Source organism: Polynucleobacter sp. AM-25C3 (assembly GCF_018882335.1).
Classification (GTDB): Bacteria; Pseudomonadota; Gammaproteobacteria; order Burkholderiales; family Burkholderiaceae; genus Polynucleobacter.
This window is the reverse complement of record NZ_JACVOS010000013.1, coordinates 26,735-41,509: the sequence shown is the minus strand read 5'-3', so window position 1 is coordinate 41,509 and position 14,775 is coordinate 26,735. Positions and strand designations below refer to the sequence as shown.

Below are 14,775 nucleotides of genomic sequence, written 5' to 3'. Positions count from 1 at the left end.
TCTTTAAAACTCACCACGGTGAACATTAAAACCATTAAAGGCCTGTTGCACAGGCATGAGCTCTACTACATTGATATTCATATGACTCGGTAAATTGGCGGACCAGTAAATGGCCTCCGCCACATCATCTGCACTCAAGGCCTTAACACCGCTGTAGACTTTGCCGGCCTTATCGTCATCACCCTTAAAGCGCACATTTGAAAACTCTGTACCCGAGCACATCCCTGGCTCAACGCAAGTGACACGCACGGGCGTGCCAATTAAATCTGCCCTGAGGTTCAAGCTAAATTGCTGCACGAATGCCTTAGTTCCGCCGTAGACGTTACCGCCTGGATAAGGGTAGTTTGCTGCTACAGAACCCAGATTAATCACGTGACCACACTTACGCTCAACCATTCCCGGCAAGAAAGCCCGCGTCATATGCACTAGGCCTTTGATATTGGTATCAATCATGCGATCCCAGTCCGTGAGATATGCTTGATATGCCGGCTCAAGACCCAAAGCTAAACCCGCGTTATTCACAAGCACAGTCACGCTAGAAAATTCCACAGGAAGAGTGGCGGCAAGACCATCTACCTTCGCGCTATCACATACATCAACAGCCAGAGTCAGTAATTTTTTCTGCTGCTCTGCGGGAAGAGATGCTTTCAAAGCTTCTAGGCGCTCCACCCTTCTTCCAAGGGCAATTACCTTGTGGCCATGCGCCAGAAAACGACGGGCAGTAGCCTCACCAAACCCAGCGGTTGCGCCGGTTACTAAAACGGTATGTTCCATATTCTCTCTGCTTATTTTTTCTAATTGACTCAGTCATTTATATTAATGCCTATATGACATTGCTGCGGATTATTCCTCACCTCCTGATTCCACTGGCCCTCCTGGGGTTCATGGGAAAGACCATGGCCGATGAAAGCAAATTCTCGGGGGGATTTTTAAACCTCGAGAAAGCAGCTGATCAGTATTCGAGTCAACGGGTTCTGGAATTTTGGGGCTATCACAATACCTTTGGAGAACAAACCCAAAGCGATACTCTGAAATTACGCTACTACCAACCCCTGCAGTTCGATCAATGGCGCGGCACTATGAGGTTGGACACCTCCTATGTATCAACTTATGGGCCCGCCCTCCCAGAACAATCGTCCGGCACATATAACGCCGGCAACACCATGCTCACCGTCTGGGGAAACCACCCTAGCATTCTCAAAAATTGGGAAGGTACATTGGGAGGTCGAATAGTCTTTCCATTTGGCAATTACGGGCAATGGGCAGCCGGGCCTCAGATAGGTACCGTGTATGTGCCCAATAAAGGAAGTGACTCACGGCTCTCCGACTTTTCACCGCTCTTGCGATACATGTATGGATTTGATACCAAGGGAAACTCGTTTGCCAATAACCCAAGTCAACCACCCTTAGTACGCAATCTCAATATTTTCCCAACACTGGGATTGAATATCCTGCCAGATACGCAAATTCGATTTTGGGATGAAAACGGTATCGTCTGGAATACAGGCGGTGGTGGAGGCTGGTTTGTTCCCCTTGATGCCATGGTGACCCATCGCCTCAATAAGCATTTCTTATTTGCGGTAGGTGCTAGCAAGCAAGTGGTACAAAGCTACCCCGTTTACGACTGGTCTTTTTACGGCAAGCTATCGTTCAATTTCTAATTGAACACTTTAATTAAGATTGATGAGTCGCCCTCGTTCAAGAGTCGCAGCCCTCGACTTCACCAATGCTTGTGGTAACCACTCCTGCAATTCCTCAATAGTCATATTGAGTTGCTTGCGAATATTTTCCAGTACCGGAGTTCTCGTAATCCATTCCTGCACAGCGTTCAAGTCCTGACTTCGCCATTCCAATAGCTTGTACTTGAGAAGCACTTTAGCACCATGACGCGCATTGCGATCAGCATCGCTTGAGAGGTAATCGAGGCGCGATTTTGCAATCTCAATCGACTTTTTTACATCCGTAAAAGGCTTTCCATGCCCCGGAATGACTAAGGCAACTGGAAGTCCTTCAATGAGTTCCAATGTCTGCGCCACCTCCTCGAACCCTCCCTCACCCCAGAGCTCGGGGAAGATCACACCAAAACCCTCTTCCCATAGCGCATCAGCCGAGATCAGGATTTGATGTTGCTCTTGGTACAGCATGATTGAATGGTTATCGTGGCCAGGTCCTGAAAGAATTTGCCAGCGATAGCGGCCCAACAGAATTTCTTCACCAGGTACAAGTAGGCCTTGATGACTAAAGCGTGGGCAGTCTTGCCCCAATTGCTCAAAGCTGAGTAAATTGTTATCCCAACCCTGCACCGCAATTGCCTCAGCTTCGGGTATCCAGATCTCACAATCCAATTTCTTTGATAAGGCCGCGTTGCCACCACAATGATCTGAATGCAAATGGGTATTCACTACTTTGCTAAGGCTTTTTAAGCCGTTCTGCTTGAGCGCATTTGACACCAAGTCAACGGTAAGCTCTTGATGCGAGCAATAACCAGAATCTACGAGCGAGACATCTGCATCACCATAGAGAAAAATATTATTCGCCGATAACCAACCACGTTCGAAAATGTCAATTCCGGGAGGCAGCAAATAGCTGCCAATCTGTTTAACCGTCATCCTAATTCTTTTGAGCAGTCAGCTCAAGTTTTTGAATATCGAATTGCTGCTGCTTTAGGCGCTGTAAGAGGTCTTCATAGGCTTTGGGGTCTAACTGTGGGGTTCTTGATAAGACCCAGAGATATTCTCTTTTAGGATCACTCACCGCTGCCACCTGGTACTGCGGATCTAAATCAATCACCCAATAGTCACCCCAGACCAAAGGTAGGAATGAAAGCCACTCCGGTGCAAAGCGGACTTCCAGTTTGGGCGAATCTTTACCCCCAATCTGGCGGGCCAAACCCTCTGCCTCAGAAATCTCTCCACTAGAAGTTTTGCAACTATTGAGCACTCGCAGATTACCATCAGCTTTGGCGGTATAAACCGCTTTGGTATTGCCAACACATTTTTTCTGAAACCAGTTTGGAAACTTAGCAATCTCATACCAAGTGCCTAGATAACGAGAAACATCTAAAGTGGCAATGGTCTTCACAGCCTGATCGCCTTGCTGCGCAATGGCTTGGGAAGACCCAAGACAAATCAGCAGCAAGCCCAATATGGAAATGAATAAAGTGCGAGGATATAAAAGCAGAGTCATAGGAATGGTGACATTAGAGTAGTGACATTACATAGTAGATCGCTTGCTCAAAAGCTTGCGAATATAGGGAATCCTACAAGATAACAATAACAGCAAAACGACTGCATAGATTGTCACAGTATCAAGATCATTCTTGCCTGCCTTGTGCCACCAATAGTGCAGGATCACAGTACAGGCGATGAGGTAAATAAGTCGATGCAATAAAGCCCAACGTCGACCCAGCTTTCTTTGTGCCCAATGGGTAGAGGTAAGGGCCAGTGGAATCAGCAATACAAAACTAATAAAGCCCATAGTAATAAATGGCCGCTTCACGACATCTTTGATCATTTCCATCAGATCAAAATCTTGATCTAGCCAAAGCCATATTCCAAAATGAATGCAGGCATAGAAAAAACTGAATAAGCCCAACATTCTGCGATACCGAATCCATGATGTTGAATTTGTCAGCAAACGTAATGGGGTCATTGCCAGCGTTAAGCACAAAAAGACCAGCGCCCATGTTCCTGTTGATCGTGTAATGAACTCAATCGGATTAGCACTTAAATCATCCGTCAGACCAAGCCAAATTAATCGATCCAGCGGTAAGAGCGCTAGAGAAAAAATAATTATTTTCATGAACGCTTTATTTCATCGCCCTCAATAGAGCTTCTTGAGATCCATTCCCGCATACATACTCGCTACTTGATCGCCATAGCCATTAAACATTTCTGTTTTGATCTTAGGAGCGAAAACCCCTTTAGAGTCACCAATTCGGCGCTCGCTAGCCTGACTCCAACGCGGATGATCTACCAAAGGATTTACGTTGGAATAAAAACCGTATTCACGAGGAGCAATCCTCCCCCAACTGGTTTTAGGCATCTCTTCTGTCAAACGAATTTTGATAATCGACTTAGCGCTCTTAAAACCATACTTCCAGGGAACCACAATGCGTACTGGGGCGCCATTTTGCTTTGGCAACATTTCGCCATACAGACCAAAGGTCAGCAGCGTCAGTGGGTTCATTGCCTCATCTAAACGCAGACCTTCACGGTAAGGCCAGTCAATAATATTATCCCCAAGTCCCGGCATCTGTTTTTTATCTGCCAAGGAAATAAATTCCACATACTTTGCTGAACCGAGTGGCTGAACATAATTTAAGAGCTTTGATAAAGAGTAGCCATCCCAAGGAATCACCATCGACCAACCCTCAACACAACGCATGCGGTAGATGCGCTCTTCCATCGGGGCTAACTTTAATAATGCGTCGATATCCAGGGTGACCGGCTTTTTTACCAAGCCTTCAATGCTCACCATCCAAGGCCGCGTTTGGAGAGTATGGGCATAAGCAGCTGGATCAGATTTATCGGTTCCAAATTCATAGAAGTTGTTATAGGTAGTCACGTACTTATAGCTAGTGAGCTCATCTTTTGTCATAAAAGCAGGGTTTGGAGTGGCGGGCAACTTCTGCGGATTTGCTGCCATAGCTTCACGAGCAAACCAAGGGGCTAAAGCACACCCAAATGCCCCCGCTGCTGCAGACTTAATTAATTCACGGCGATTCTCAAAAACGATTTTAGGGGTGATTTCTTGAGAAAGTCGCTTTGGGTCACTTGTAAACATTTCAATATCTCTTTGATGGACGTCAAACTACATAATGGATATGAGTCATTCTCCTACGCCTCAGGATTTATTGCTGAACTACGCTCCGGGCAATAGGGTTAAATCCGATACCCAAAGGCTACATTACGCAGTTAAATATTGCTTTTAGCCCCTTGAGAGATGAATATGGCTTGGATTTTCTTGGCATGCGCCATTTTCTTACTAGGCATCTTTAAAAGTCGGGACGGCGTCCTTTTACAACCCCGACTGCGGAATCTTTTTATTTCCTGCATCCTCCTATTGGCCATTGCTTGGAATATTCGTGCCCACATGCCCAATAGCAATCTCCAGAACTTTATTGATTTATCGTTCCACTTTTTTGGCGCCTCTCTTCTAGTGGCTCTTTTTGGATTCTGGAGTGCCATCACCCTGCTCTTTATCGTTGCTTTAGCGGGTATTTTTACTTTCAGCGGAGATTTGGTAGAGGCCACTAGTCACTACATCATGGTAAGTGTGATTCCAGCAATCTTTGCCTATCTAGTCATTCGAGCGGTAAATCGATTTTTACCAAGGCATTTATTCGTTCTTATTTTAGGTAACGGCTACCTTGCAGGATTTATCAGCACATTCGCAACCGGCATACTGATTTATGGATTACAGCAAATTTTTCAAATTAACTCATTCGGAACCAGCGATCCTTTGGGCTGGTTTTTGGGCTTGATCGTCCTCTCCTTTATGGAGGGCTCACTCTCAGGCATGTTGCTAGCGATTCTTTTGGTGTACAGACCGCAATGGGTCAGCACTTATCAGGAAGAGCGTTATATGAATGCTTAAGCATTTCAGTTATGTATAAGAAAAAAGGCAAACCGTTTGGTTTGCCTTTTTTGTGAATCTAACTCAACTTAAGCTATTGCTGATTTAAGCTACCGCTGTTTTCAAGATGTCATTGAGCGTAGTACTTGGACACATCACTGCCTTGAACTTTGCTTGATCAGGCATAAAGTAGCCGCCGATATCAGCCGGCTTACCTTGTACTGCTTTGAACTCAGCAACAATCTTTTGCTCGTTATCAGTCAAGGCTTTTGCAATCGGAGCAAAGTGAGCCTGCAATTCCTTATCTTCGGTTTGCGCAGCCAAAGCTTGAGCCCAATACATCGCCAAGTAGAACTGGCTTCCGCGGTTATCTAACTCGCCAGTACGTGGTGAAGGTGACTTATTGTTATCCAATAATGTACCAGTAGCTTCATCCAAAGTGCGAGCCAATATTTTTACTTTTGGATTATTGGTTTTATCACCGATGTCCTCCAAGGAAACGGCCAAGGCCAAGAACTCACCCAAGGAATCCCAACGCAAATGATTCTCTTCGACCAATTGCTGAACGTGCTTAGGAGCAGAGCCGCCTGCACCAGTTTCAAAGAGGCCGCCGCCTGCCATCAAAGGCACGATAGACAACATCTTTGCGCTGGTACCGAGTTCCATAATTGGGAACAAGTCCGTGAGGTAGTCACGCAAAATATTACCTGTCACAGAGATCGTGTCTTTGCCGCGGATGATGCGCTCTAATGTAAAGCGCATTGCACGAGTCTGAGACATGATTTGAATATCTACACCCGTTAAGTCGTAATCTTTCAAATAGGTTTGAACCTTCTTGATCAACTCAGCTTCATGTGGACGGTACTCATCTAACCAGAACACTGCTGGGGTGCCAGATAAACGGGCACGATTTACTGCCAATTTGACCCAGTCACGAATCGGCGCATCTTTAACCTGACACATACGCCAGATATCACCCTCTTCAACATTTTGCTCAAGCAAGACTGTGCCATCATCCGCAACAATGCGGGCTACACCAGCTTCTGGAATCTCAAAAGTCTTGTCATGTGAACCATACTCTTCAGCCTGCTGAGCCATCAAGCCCACGTTTGGCACAGTGCCCATCGTGGTTGGATCAAAGTTACCGTGAGTCTTGCAAAAGTTAATCATCTCTTGGTAAATACGAGCAAACGTACTTTCTGGAATTACTGCCTTAGTGTCATGCAAGCGGCCATCAGCACCCCACATCTTGCCGCCTACACGAATCATCGCTGGCATAGATGCATCCACAATCACATCGCTTGGTGAGTGAAGATTGGTAATACCTTTAGCAGAGTCAACCATCGCCAATGCTGGGCGATGCTCATGGCAAGCGTGTAAGTCTTGAATGATTTCTTCGCGCTTAGACTCTGGCAAAGTTTTGATCTTGTCGTACAAGCTGCTCATACCGTTGTTGGCATTTACGCCCAACTCTTCAAACAACTTGGCATGCTTTTCAAATGCGTCTTTGTAGAAAATCTTCACAGCATGGCCAAACACGATTGGGTGTGAGACCTTCATCATGGTAGCCTTCACATGCAAGGACAACATCATTCCAGACTTGTAAGCATCTTCGATTTCTTTTTCGTAAAATTCGCAGAGCGCTTTTTTGCTCATGTACATGCTGTCGATAATTTCACCGGCAAGTAAAGAGACTTTTGGCTTCAACACAATGGTCTTGCCACTCTTAGTCACTAGGTCCATCTTGACATCACATGCTTTGGTCAAAGTCATTGACTTCTCACCTGCATAGAAGTCGCCACCATGCATATGGGATACGTGTGTGCGGGAAGCCTGGCTCCACTCACCCATCGAGTGTGGGTTTTTGCGGGCGTAACGCTTCACTGCGTTTGGCGCGCGGCGATCAGAGTTACCTTCGCGCAAAACCGGGTTTACTGCACTACCCAAGCATTTGGAGTAACGCGTACGAATTGCTTTTTCAGCATCATTTTTCGGATCATCTGGAAAATCCGGAATCTGGTAACCCTTGGCTTGCAATTCTTTAATTGCAGCAAGTAACTGAGGTACTGAAGCGCTGATGTTTGGTAATTTAATGATGTTGGTGTCTGGCAACAAAGTCATACGACCAAGCTCAGCTAAATTATCGGGAACTTTCTGCTCTGCAGTCAGACAATCGGAGAACTCTGACAAGATACGTGCCGCAACAGAAATGTCGCTCTCTACAACCTGTACTCCAGCTGGTGCTGTAAAAGTACGGATAATTGGCAAAAATGCACAGGTGGCCAATAAAGGCGCTTCATCTGTGAGCGTGTAAATGATCTTTGATTTCTCTGAAGCCATTAATGTTTCCTCAATATTGATAAATTTTAGGTTCCGGCTAATACCGAAACGCTCTTGCATTCCGCTCGTCACACTGAAGGCGCTTTTGACTGCCTTTTGCGTACATTCTCACTTCGGACCAAGAAGACTATTTTAAATCATCGACCCTCAATAATTAAGGGGAATTAGGCTCAAAAACGGTTCTAGCCAGCCAATTTAAGGGAATCCACCAAGACAATCCCCGTTCCACTAACACCGTAAACTGCGATACATGACCAACAAGCACCCCCTGCTCAACAAGAACCTCGTACTGCTGATCCTTTGTCAGGGCCTATTTTTGACCAATAACGTGACTTTTATCGCAATTAACGGTCTGGTTGGTCTCAGCCTCAGCCCAGTTGCCTGGATGGCTACTTTGCCCGTTATGGGCTACGTCGTTGGTGCCGCCTTCTCCACTTCGATTGTGGCCAAAACCCAAAATTACTTTGGCCGAAAGATTTCTTTTCAGCTTGGCCTCTTAGTAGCAGTCTTTTCAGTCCTTCTCTGCGCCTATGCCGCCATTTCCAAAAACTTCTGGCTCCTAGTCCTGGGGACTTTCATAGCCGGCTATTACAGCGCGAATGGACAGCTCTATCGATTTGCTGCCGCCGAGCTGACTGGTGCCAGCCAAAGAGATAAAGCCGTTTCCTGGGTATTGGCAGGCGGAATCCTTGGGGCCGTCATTGGACCTAACCTCGCCTCTTGGACTAGGGATTTCTTTGATACCGCCTTTTTGGGGGCTTACCTCACCCTCTCGATCGCTGGCTTGCTTGGCATCATCGTGATGCAGTTCATCCACTTCCCTGAAGAATTCAAAACCCAGCATTCGCTTTCTGACGGCAGGGATCTCAAAACCATTCTTCGGCAGCCCGTCTTCATGGTTGCTGTGATCGGCGCCTCCCTGGGCTATGGCGTCATGAACCTGCTCATGGCTGCAACGCCGCTCGCTATGCAAATATGTGGCCTGCCATTTTCTGACACTGCACTGGTTCTAGAGTGGCATGTGATTGGCATGTTCGCGCCCGGATTTTTTACAGGCTCATTAATTCAGCGCTTTGGCGCCCTCAAGATCATGGGTGTCGGCGTTATTCTGAATCTCCTCTGCATTGCAATTGCACTGACCGGTGTCGACTTTCATCAATTCCTCATTGCGCTATTTTTATTAGGCGTTGGTTGGAATTTTTTATTTACCGGATCCACTTCATTGGCAATGACCGCGTATCGACCAGAAGAGCGTGATAAAGCACAAGCAGCAATTAACTTCTTTGTCTTTGGCACGATGGCCTTTACTTCCTTTGGGTCAGGTGCTCTCATCACCTCACAGGGATGGGGCATTCTGAATCTGGGATCCCTACTGCCGGTTGCAATTACAGCAGGCGCCCTGATTTGGCTCAGTACCAATCACAAGAAATCCAGTCCCGCTCGGTAGCTTAGGATGCTTTAGCCAGGGGTAAATTGAACAAGAGGTTTTGCGGCTTAAGTTTTAATTGCTTTTCTTCATTCATCGCAATCCCCATATAGACTGGCTTGCCAACTTGGGATTGAGTAACAGCGGCCTCATCAATAAAGTCTAGACGAAACAAGCAAATCACTTTTTCCAGCTCGTCAGCATCTACCGACTCCTGGTTGTAAAGCTTGTTCAAAATATCTGTAGCTACTGCATCAAGACCAACATGCCAAGACCATTTTGGATCGGTAATTTGCTGCATCGGAGTAATACGAACCTGCACACCTAAAAAATGCTGCACCCACTTTTCCAGCACACGACAAAAATGATTAATGAGGGGCTGTCCGAAATTAAGTTGGACTGCAAAATCATGATCCTCATCCTTGCCCCAATACAGATCGGCATTCTCTTCATGCAAAACATCTAAATCAATTGAGCGCATCGACATGGAGTTGCCTTTGAGCAGATCCATGATGTTGCCAGTCTCCCCTGCCTGCGCATTGCGAGTCACTACCTCATCATCCGCACCCATCACCACACTATCTTCTAACACGGTGATCTTCTGAACCCGAAAGAAGAGCTCGCCCATCCGCGCATCTAAAGGATGACAATCTTCACCCAAAATATGTCTGATGAAAATTTGTGCCAACTGCGAGATAAATAAAGGGGGCACGTCAACACCATCACCTTTAAACAAGCTCATGTAAAAGTTTTCTAAAGAGCTAGCAGCCAATAACTTGGCTCGATACCTCAGCCAAACTTGATAGTTCACCTGAATATCCGGATCTGCCATTGCGGCGATTTCTTCATCGGAGATAGCTGCGCGAGGGTTCTCGCTTAAGCGCTGATGCAAGGCACGTTCAACAGCGCAGGATTCGGGGACGAGGCTTAATTCAGGACGCAGTAAATAGGTGCGCAGAAATTCGTCGGTTACCAGTAGTTGATTATCTGAACCCACCGCAAGGGTTTTATAAGCAGAATGGGGCCAGAAGTTTGTCATATCGGTGTGCTCGAACAAAAAGATAAAGCTCAGAATATACTAGCCCTTCAATTTCAGCCAAAGAGGAAGATAAACGTGAGCGAACTCAAAAAAATAGATACCGTTGTTGGTGATGGCAAAGAAGCTGCTGCCGGCAATCATGTTGACGTGCATTACACGGGATGGCTGTTTGACGAGAATGCCCCCGAAAATAAGGGTCAGAAATTCGATAGCTCCCTAGATCGCGGACAGCTGTTTAGCTTTCCTTTGGGCGCCGGCCATGTCATCAAGGGCTGGGATCAAGGCGTGCAAGGCATGAAGATTGGCGGCAAACGCACTCTCATCATCCCATCTGAAATGGGCTACGGTGCGCGTGGTGCTGGTGGTGTAATCCCTCCAAATGCAACCCTCGTATTTGATGTGGAGTTGCACGGAGTCAATTAATTCCGTAGATAGCAATACCCTAAAGTACGAAGGCCACTCAATTGAGTGGCCTTTATTTTTCTGCAAACAAACTCAGAAAATTAAGAGCGCAAATCTTTGCCGTTTAAAGTGAGTTTGCTCGGAGTTGTCGGCTGACACAAACTAATCAAACGATTTCTTTCGGCCATGACCTTATCGGTATAACCGCCATCGTTCTCTGCATTGGCAGCACCAACATAGTATTTCAAACCATTGCGCAATGAACCGCTAGTCGCAATCAAATACTTCAAGATGTAAGCGCCAACCCGAATATTGACCTCAGGCTTAATCGCATCATTCGCGCCACCATACAGAGCATATTTATCTTGATGAATCGCGGTCATCACTTGCATGAGGCCTTCTGCACCAGCATGACTTTTCGTCAGCGGGTTAAAGTTGGACTCCACTGAAATCACAGCGAGCAATAACACCGGGTCAATATTGACTTCTTTTGCGATCAGCACAGTATTGGAAACGTACTCTTCAATCTTGGCACGATCCAGTTTGTACTTCTTCTCAAAGAAGTCAGCGACTGCACGTTGATTTTTAATTGACACCATCAAATTTGAATCAAGCGCCTGAGGATCGATTTTTGAGGTTGGGATGCGATCGGATAAGTGCGAAATCGGCTTTACCTGCGCCTGAGCAACTGAAGGCATCAAGAGAGCAACGGTTTGCTGTTTGGCACCCATCAAGCCACTAGCAGGGGTAGTAGAAGCTTTCCCGTAGATCACATTAGCAATCTCTTTATCTGCAAGCGCCTTCGGAGCCTCCTCTTGATACTGGTCCAGCATTCCAAAGCCGTTTTGCCAAACCATATGGCGAGCTTCATCCGGAACCAAGATGCGAGCCAAATCAAAAGCGCCTGCTTGTGTACCATTACCGGAGAGCCAGAGTCCCACGATCATGAACACAGTCACGATCAACAAACCATTCATCACCCGATACACAGGCGAAAGTGCGTGAGCTAACAACTCTTTAGCGCTAGCCATTGCTGGCTGTGCTAGTTGCATGTCACTCGAATTGGTAGAAAAACATTTAATCATTCTTGGTCTTGCATCACTCCAAAAACCAAACTGCTGATTTATGTTGCAACGCAATAAGTAAAAAACATGAGCCATCCTAAGAAGGTTCTTATATCAAGTCAAGAATAAAGAAAGCTATTTCCATAACTTATAGGTCTTGAAATAAGTAAGATCCCTAGGTTGGCATCTAATTTTTAGATTAAATCCTTTAATTTCAATAACTTAAAGAAGTTAGTAAGGACTTATTTCATATAATAAAAAAGGCCTAAAAATCGGACTTTTTTACTATATCCCAACTTCAAATAGGGCATTTGAACCATACATCTAGTGCTGAGAGGGCCTTCTGTTTCTACTGCTAGTGTTCGCAAGCTCATCTTACATATTTAATTTTTTTGAGCCCAAGAGTTCAATTCTTTAAAAAAACAAATTCTTAAAAGGCTCTAAAACCCTGATAAATACTAGCTCTAGAGCTAACTTGAGCCAACAAAAAAACTAAACCTTCAGCCTTTCACAGCGGCACTCATTACACTGATGTGCAATGCAATGGCTGGCCAAACTCCTACTATTTAGCGTCCTCTGTTTGCCGCTGAGCGCTTTTGCCCTCTTTGAGCAATGCAAAGACTTATTCCCTGCCCAGCAAATTCCCAGCACGGCTCAAGCTGGGCGTGACCTTTGCTTTGATGATTTCGCGATCTACTACTCGCCCATAGATAAAAAACCGATCTACGCGGTTGAGCGATTAAATGGGGAGCAACTGCAGGCACCCCATCCGCGTCGCACCAATCAGTTTTATGAGGAGGCTAGGCTCCCCTTTCAAGAGCGCGCCCTACTGGCAGACTATCGAGGTAGTGGTTATGACCGCGGTCATAACGTCCCTGCTGGCGATATGACGCATGAACGAGGCATGGCCCAGTCTTTCTCCTTAGCAAACATGATGCCGCAAGCCAGACAGAATAATCAGGGCATCTGGTCAAAACGGGTTGAAGAGCCAACCAGGATGTATATCAAGCGCGCACAAGCCGACGTTTATGTCTTTACTGGATCAGTTGGTCAAGCGGGCTCGATCGGCAAAGGTAAGGTCACCATTCCCACGCATATATATAAGCTAGTTTACGATCCCACTAAAAAGACAGCCTGGGGCTACTGGGTAGAAAATACAGATGAGACGCAAATGAGTCCGCCGATCTCTTATGCAGAACTCGTTCAAAAAACAGGTATCGACTTTCATCTACCTATCGACATTGGCGACAGGAATCCTAAAGAGCCTAGTACACCTAATTCACCGAATGCGCAGCCTAAAAAGCTTCCAACGGATTCAAAGCAGTTTGTAGGTGGCTGGTACCCCATCTTCTTTGACCAGTACTCGCCAGAGAAAGTAGCGGCGCTGATTTCTAATATCAAAGCGGGAAAGGTTGCCAGCGTACAAATTCAATATGACCGCAATCTGGAGCTAGCTCAACAGTTGGCGCAAGAGATTCAAACGCAAGGTCTGATGCAAGCCACTCTCTCGCAAAGCAGTCCACCAGATTCCCCTACTGTCAGCTATGAACGAAACCGCGTCACAGCAATAGTACGCTCAAAGTAGAGCTCTAATGCTCGCGAGTGCGAGCAGAAATTCCATGGGCGCGCTGAATGGGCGCCAACAATCCTCGTAAACCATTGTGATCTAGGGTATGCATCAACTCTAGTAGTTGACCAAGCTCGCCCTTTGGAAAGCCTTCGCGAGCAAACCACGCCAAATAATTTCCAGGCAAATCAGCAAGCGCACGGCCAGCATGCTTACCAAAGGGCATCTTCATTGTGACGAGCTTCTCAAGGGCCTGTGAATCCATAGGCATCCATCTTACAAGCTCAGTAGAAGGTCATAGCAAATCTCAACAACAAACGAAAAGTGGTTTTTTCTCAATTGATAATTATTCTCATTTACTGTATATTGCGAATGGTTCTCATTTAGAAAAAAGATTGTTTCCACCTCATTTCCCACTTTCACAACCACCCCTCTAATAACACTATGAAATTGACTATCAAAAGACTGATTGCATTTAGCATCGTATTAGCCACTGCACTACATTTCTCATTCGCCAATGCGGGTGAAGGTGCTTTTGGCTGGATCTACACCCTAGATCTCCAGCCCAAAGGAAAACTCGAGTTTGAACAGCGCTTACAGCTCAACAAACAACAAGCCGCTGGTACCTACGATGCATGGACTGCCAGAACAGAGCTTGAATATGGCCTGACAAATGATTTACAAATTGCCGGATACATCAACTCCTACTACACCAGCGCAAATCAGAATTACACCAATCCTGAGGCTTGTGGTGATAGCCCAACTTGCACCGGAGGCTATGGTGTGCCATCTAGTCATGACCCCGCTACCCCATACAGAAAGAGCGGTATTGAAGGTGGATCACTAGAAGCAATTTATCGACTCACCAACCCAGTTACATCACCTGTTGGCGTAGGACTCTATCTGGAGCCAACCATCGGAAGAAATAAGAATGAAATTGAAGCGCGTCTCTTATTGCAATCCAATTTCATTGATGATCGTTTAGTTCTAGCAGGGAACGTAGTTGTAGCAAATGAACGTTTGAAGTTTATTGAAAATGGCAACGTGCCTGAATCCATGCTCGACTTTCTCGTAGGTGCTAGCTATCGATTCGCGCCCAAATGGTCTGCTGGTGTAGAGGCGCGTTTTCATAATGATTACTCAGAGCTCAATTTACGCAACCAAGTACAACGTGCAACCTTTGTAGGGCCCAATATGCACTACGCGGCAAAAGACTGGTGGGTCACTGGCGCCTGGCGTTATCAATTGAAGGGTGGCAACTGCATGGGCGGAGGCGAAGCAGAGTGCTCTAATGCCCGAGTTTGGGATAGTCACTCTGTCAATGAATTCATTGTCAAAGTTGGATTCCCTTTGAACTAAA

At 46.1% G+C, this 14,775-nt stretch carries 15 protein-coding genes; 6 read left to right on the top strand and 9 right to left on the bottom strand.

What is annotated here, in order from left to right; genetic code table 11:
* Positions 1 to 3 precede the first annotated feature (3 nt).
* Entirely contained in the window at positions 4 to 774 is a 771-nt protein-coding gene (locus tag ICN12_RS09110; protein WP_216272189.1) for an SDR family oxidoreductase, read from the bottom strand.
* A 110-nt stretch (positions 775 to 884) separates the two neighbouring features.
* Between ICN12_RS09110 and ICN12_RS09105 the strand changes: the two genes are divergently transcribed.
* Positions 885 to 1,661 (top strand): hypothetical protein, encoded by a 777-nt coding sequence (locus tag ICN12_RS09105; RefSeq protein WP_255537777.1) that lies wholly within the window; start codon positions 885 to 887, stop codon positions 1,659 to 1,661.
* Positions 1,662 to 1,670: 9 nt separating this feature from the next.
* Here ICN12_RS09105 and ICN12_RS09100 read toward each other — a convergent pair whose 3' ends face one another.
* The 4 genes from ICN12_RS09100 to msrP are packed head-to-tail and all read right to left on the bottom strand — an operon-like array spanning position 1,671 to position 4,785.
* Positions 1,671 to 2,609, bottom strand: a complete 939-nt coding sequence (locus tag ICN12_RS09100; RefSeq protein ID WP_216272188.1) for an MBL fold metallo-hydrolase — start codon at positions 2,607 to 2,609, stop codon at positions 1,671 to 1,673.
* A gap of 1 nt (position 2,610) precedes the next feature.
* Positions 2,611 to 3,186: a lipocalin family protein gene (locus tag ICN12_RS09095; protein WP_216272187.1), complete on the bottom strand. Its 576-nt coding sequence runs from the start codon at positions 3,184 to 3,186 to the stop codon at positions 2,611 to 2,613.
* Positions 3,187 to 3,213: 27 nt separating this feature from the next.
* The gene (gene msrQ, locus ICN12_RS09090; RefSeq protein WP_216272186.1) at positions 3,214 to 3,801 is read right to left on the bottom strand and encodes a protein-methionine-sulfoxide reductase heme-binding subunit MsrQ; all 588 of its coding nucleotides are present in this window, start codon (positions 3,799 to 3,801) and stop codon (positions 3,214 to 3,216) included.
* 21 nt (positions 3,802 to 3,822) lie between these two features.
* Positions 3,823 to 4,785 carry a protein-methionine-sulfoxide reductase catalytic subunit MsrP gene (msrP, locus tag ICN12_RS09085; protein ID WP_216272185.1) on the bottom strand — a complete coding sequence of 321 codons (963 nt, stop codon included), beginning with the start codon at positions 4,783 to 4,785 and terminating at the stop codon, positions 3,823 to 3,825.
* Between the two features lie 165 nt (positions 4,786 to 4,950).
* On the opposite strand from msrP, the gene ICN12_RS09080 reads away from it, so the two are divergent.
* Positions 4,951 to 5,598, top strand: coding sequence for an energy-coupling factor ABC transporter permease (locus tag ICN12_RS09080; RefSeq protein ID WP_216272184.1), 648 nt, complete (start codon positions 4,951 to 4,953; stop codon positions 5,596 to 5,598).
* Positions 5,599 to 5,682: 84 nt separating this feature from the next.
* Here ICN12_RS09080 and ICN12_RS09075 read toward each other — a convergent pair whose 3' ends face one another.
* Complete coding sequence (locus tag ICN12_RS09075) at positions 5,683 to 7,917, bottom strand: NADP-dependent isocitrate dehydrogenase (RefSeq protein WP_216272183.1); 2,235 nt, start codon at positions 7,915 to 7,917, stop codon at positions 5,683 to 5,685.
* A 250-nt stretch (positions 7,918 to 8,167) separates the two neighbouring features.
* Here ICN12_RS09075 and ICN12_RS09070 point away from each other — a divergent pair, with 250 nt between their 5' ends.
* Positions 8,168 to 9,364 (top strand): MFS transporter, encoded by a 1,197-nt coding sequence (locus ICN12_RS09070; protein WP_216272182.1) that lies wholly within the window; start codon positions 8,168 to 8,170, stop codon positions 9,362 to 9,364.
* A gap of 1 nt (position 9,365) precedes the next feature.
* Here ICN12_RS09070 and ICN12_RS09065 read toward each other — a convergent pair whose 3' ends face one another.
* Entirely contained in the window at positions 9,366 to 10,382 is a 1,017-nt protein-coding gene (locus ICN12_RS09065) for a DUF6352 family protein (RefSeq protein WP_216272181.1), read from the bottom strand.
* Between the two features lie 75 nt (positions 10,383 to 10,457).
* On the opposite strand from ICN12_RS09065, the gene ICN12_RS09060 reads away from it, so the two are divergent.
* Positions 10,458 to 10,805, top strand: coding sequence for an FKBP-type peptidyl-prolyl cis-trans isomerase (locus ICN12_RS09060; RefSeq protein ID WP_216272180.1), 348 nt, complete (start codon positions 10,458 to 10,460; stop codon positions 10,803 to 10,805).
* Between the two features lie 80 nt (positions 10,806 to 10,885).
* On the opposite strand, the gene ICN12_RS09055 is transcribed toward ICN12_RS09060, so the two are convergent.
* Positions 10,886 to 11,836: a transglycosylase SLT domain-containing protein gene (locus tag ICN12_RS09055; RefSeq protein WP_255537775.1), complete on the bottom strand. Its 951-nt coding sequence runs from the start codon at positions 11,834 to 11,836 to the stop codon at positions 10,886 to 10,888.
* A gap of 550 nt (positions 11,837 to 12,386) precedes the next feature.
* On the opposite strand from ICN12_RS09055, the gene ICN12_RS09050 reads away from it, so the two are divergent.
* A complete protein-coding gene (locus ICN12_RS09050; protein ID WP_216272178.1) occupies positions 12,387 to 13,433 on the top strand; it encodes a DNA/RNA non-specific endonuclease in 1,047 nt (348 codons plus the stop codon).
* A 4-nt stretch (positions 13,434 to 13,437) separates the two neighbouring features.
* On the opposite strand, the gene ICN12_RS09045 is transcribed toward ICN12_RS09050, so the two are convergent.
* Complete coding sequence (locus ICN12_RS09045; protein ID WP_216272177.1) at positions 13,438 to 13,680, bottom strand: DUF3820 family protein; 243 nt, start codon at positions 13,678 to 13,680, stop codon at positions 13,438 to 13,440.
* 179 nt (positions 13,681 to 13,859) lie between these two features.
* Between ICN12_RS09045 and ICN12_RS09040 the strand changes: the two genes are divergently transcribed.
* A complete protein-coding gene (locus ICN12_RS09040) occupies positions 13,860 to 14,774 on the top strand; it encodes a DUF6662 family protein (protein WP_216272176.1) in 915 nt (304 codons plus the stop codon).
* The last annotated feature ends 1 nt before the right edge of the window (position 14,775 follow it).

Excerpts from the sequence above, each read along its gene's own strand:
- ICN12_RS09110 (WP_216272189.1), bottom strand. The coding sequence starts at position 774 with ATGGAACATACCGTTTTAGTAACCGGCGCAACCGCTGGGTTTGGTGAG.
- ICN12_RS09105 (WP_255537777.1), top strand. The coding sequence starts at position 885 with ATGGGAAAGACCATGGCCGATGAAAGCAAATTCTCGGGGGGATTTTTA.
- ICN12_RS09100 (WP_216272188.1), bottom strand. The coding sequence starts at position 2,609 with ATGACGGTTAAACAGATTGGCAGCTATTTGCTGCCTCCCGGAATTGAC.
- ICN12_RS09095 (WP_216272187.1), bottom strand. The coding sequence starts at position 3,186 with ATGACTCTGCTTTTATATCCTCGCACTTTATTCATTTCCATATTGGGC.
- msrQ (WP_216272186.1), bottom strand. The coding sequence starts at position 3,801 with ATGAAAATAATTATTTTTTCTCTAGCGCTCTTACCGCTGGATCGATTA.
- msrP (WP_216272185.1), bottom strand. The coding sequence starts at position 4,785 with ATGTTTACAAGTGACCCAAAGCGACTTTCTCAAGAAATCACCCCTAAA.
- ICN12_RS09080 (WP_216272184.1), top strand. The coding sequence starts at position 4,951 with ATGGCTTGGATTTTCTTGGCATGCGCCATTTTCTTACTAGGCATCTTT.
- ICN12_RS09075 (WP_216272183.1), bottom strand. The coding sequence starts at position 7,917 with ATGGCTTCAGAGAAATCAAAGATCATTTACACGCTCACAGATGAAGCG.
- ICN12_RS09070 (WP_216272182.1), top strand. The coding sequence starts at position 8,168 with ATGACCAACAAGCACCCCCTGCTCAACAAGAACCTCGTACTGCTGATC.
- ICN12_RS09065 (WP_216272181.1), bottom strand. The coding sequence starts at position 10,382 with ATGACAAACTTCTGGCCCCATTCTGCTTATAAAACCCTTGCGGTGGGT.
- ICN12_RS09055 (WP_255537775.1), bottom strand. The coding sequence starts at position 11,836 with ATGCAACTAGCACAGCCAGCAATGGCTAGCGCTAAAGAGTTGTTAGCT.
- ICN12_RS09050 (WP_216272178.1), top strand. The coding sequence starts at position 12,387 with ATGCAATGGCTGGCCAAACTCCTACTATTTAGCGTCCTCTGTTTGCCG.
- ICN12_RS09045 (WP_216272177.1), bottom strand. The coding sequence starts at position 13,680 with ATGGATTCACAGGCCCTTGAGAAGCTCGTCACAATGAAGATGCCCTTT.
- ICN12_RS09040 (WP_216272176.1), top strand. The coding sequence starts at position 13,860 with ATGAAATTGACTATCAAAAGACTGATTGCATTTAGCATCGTATTAGCC.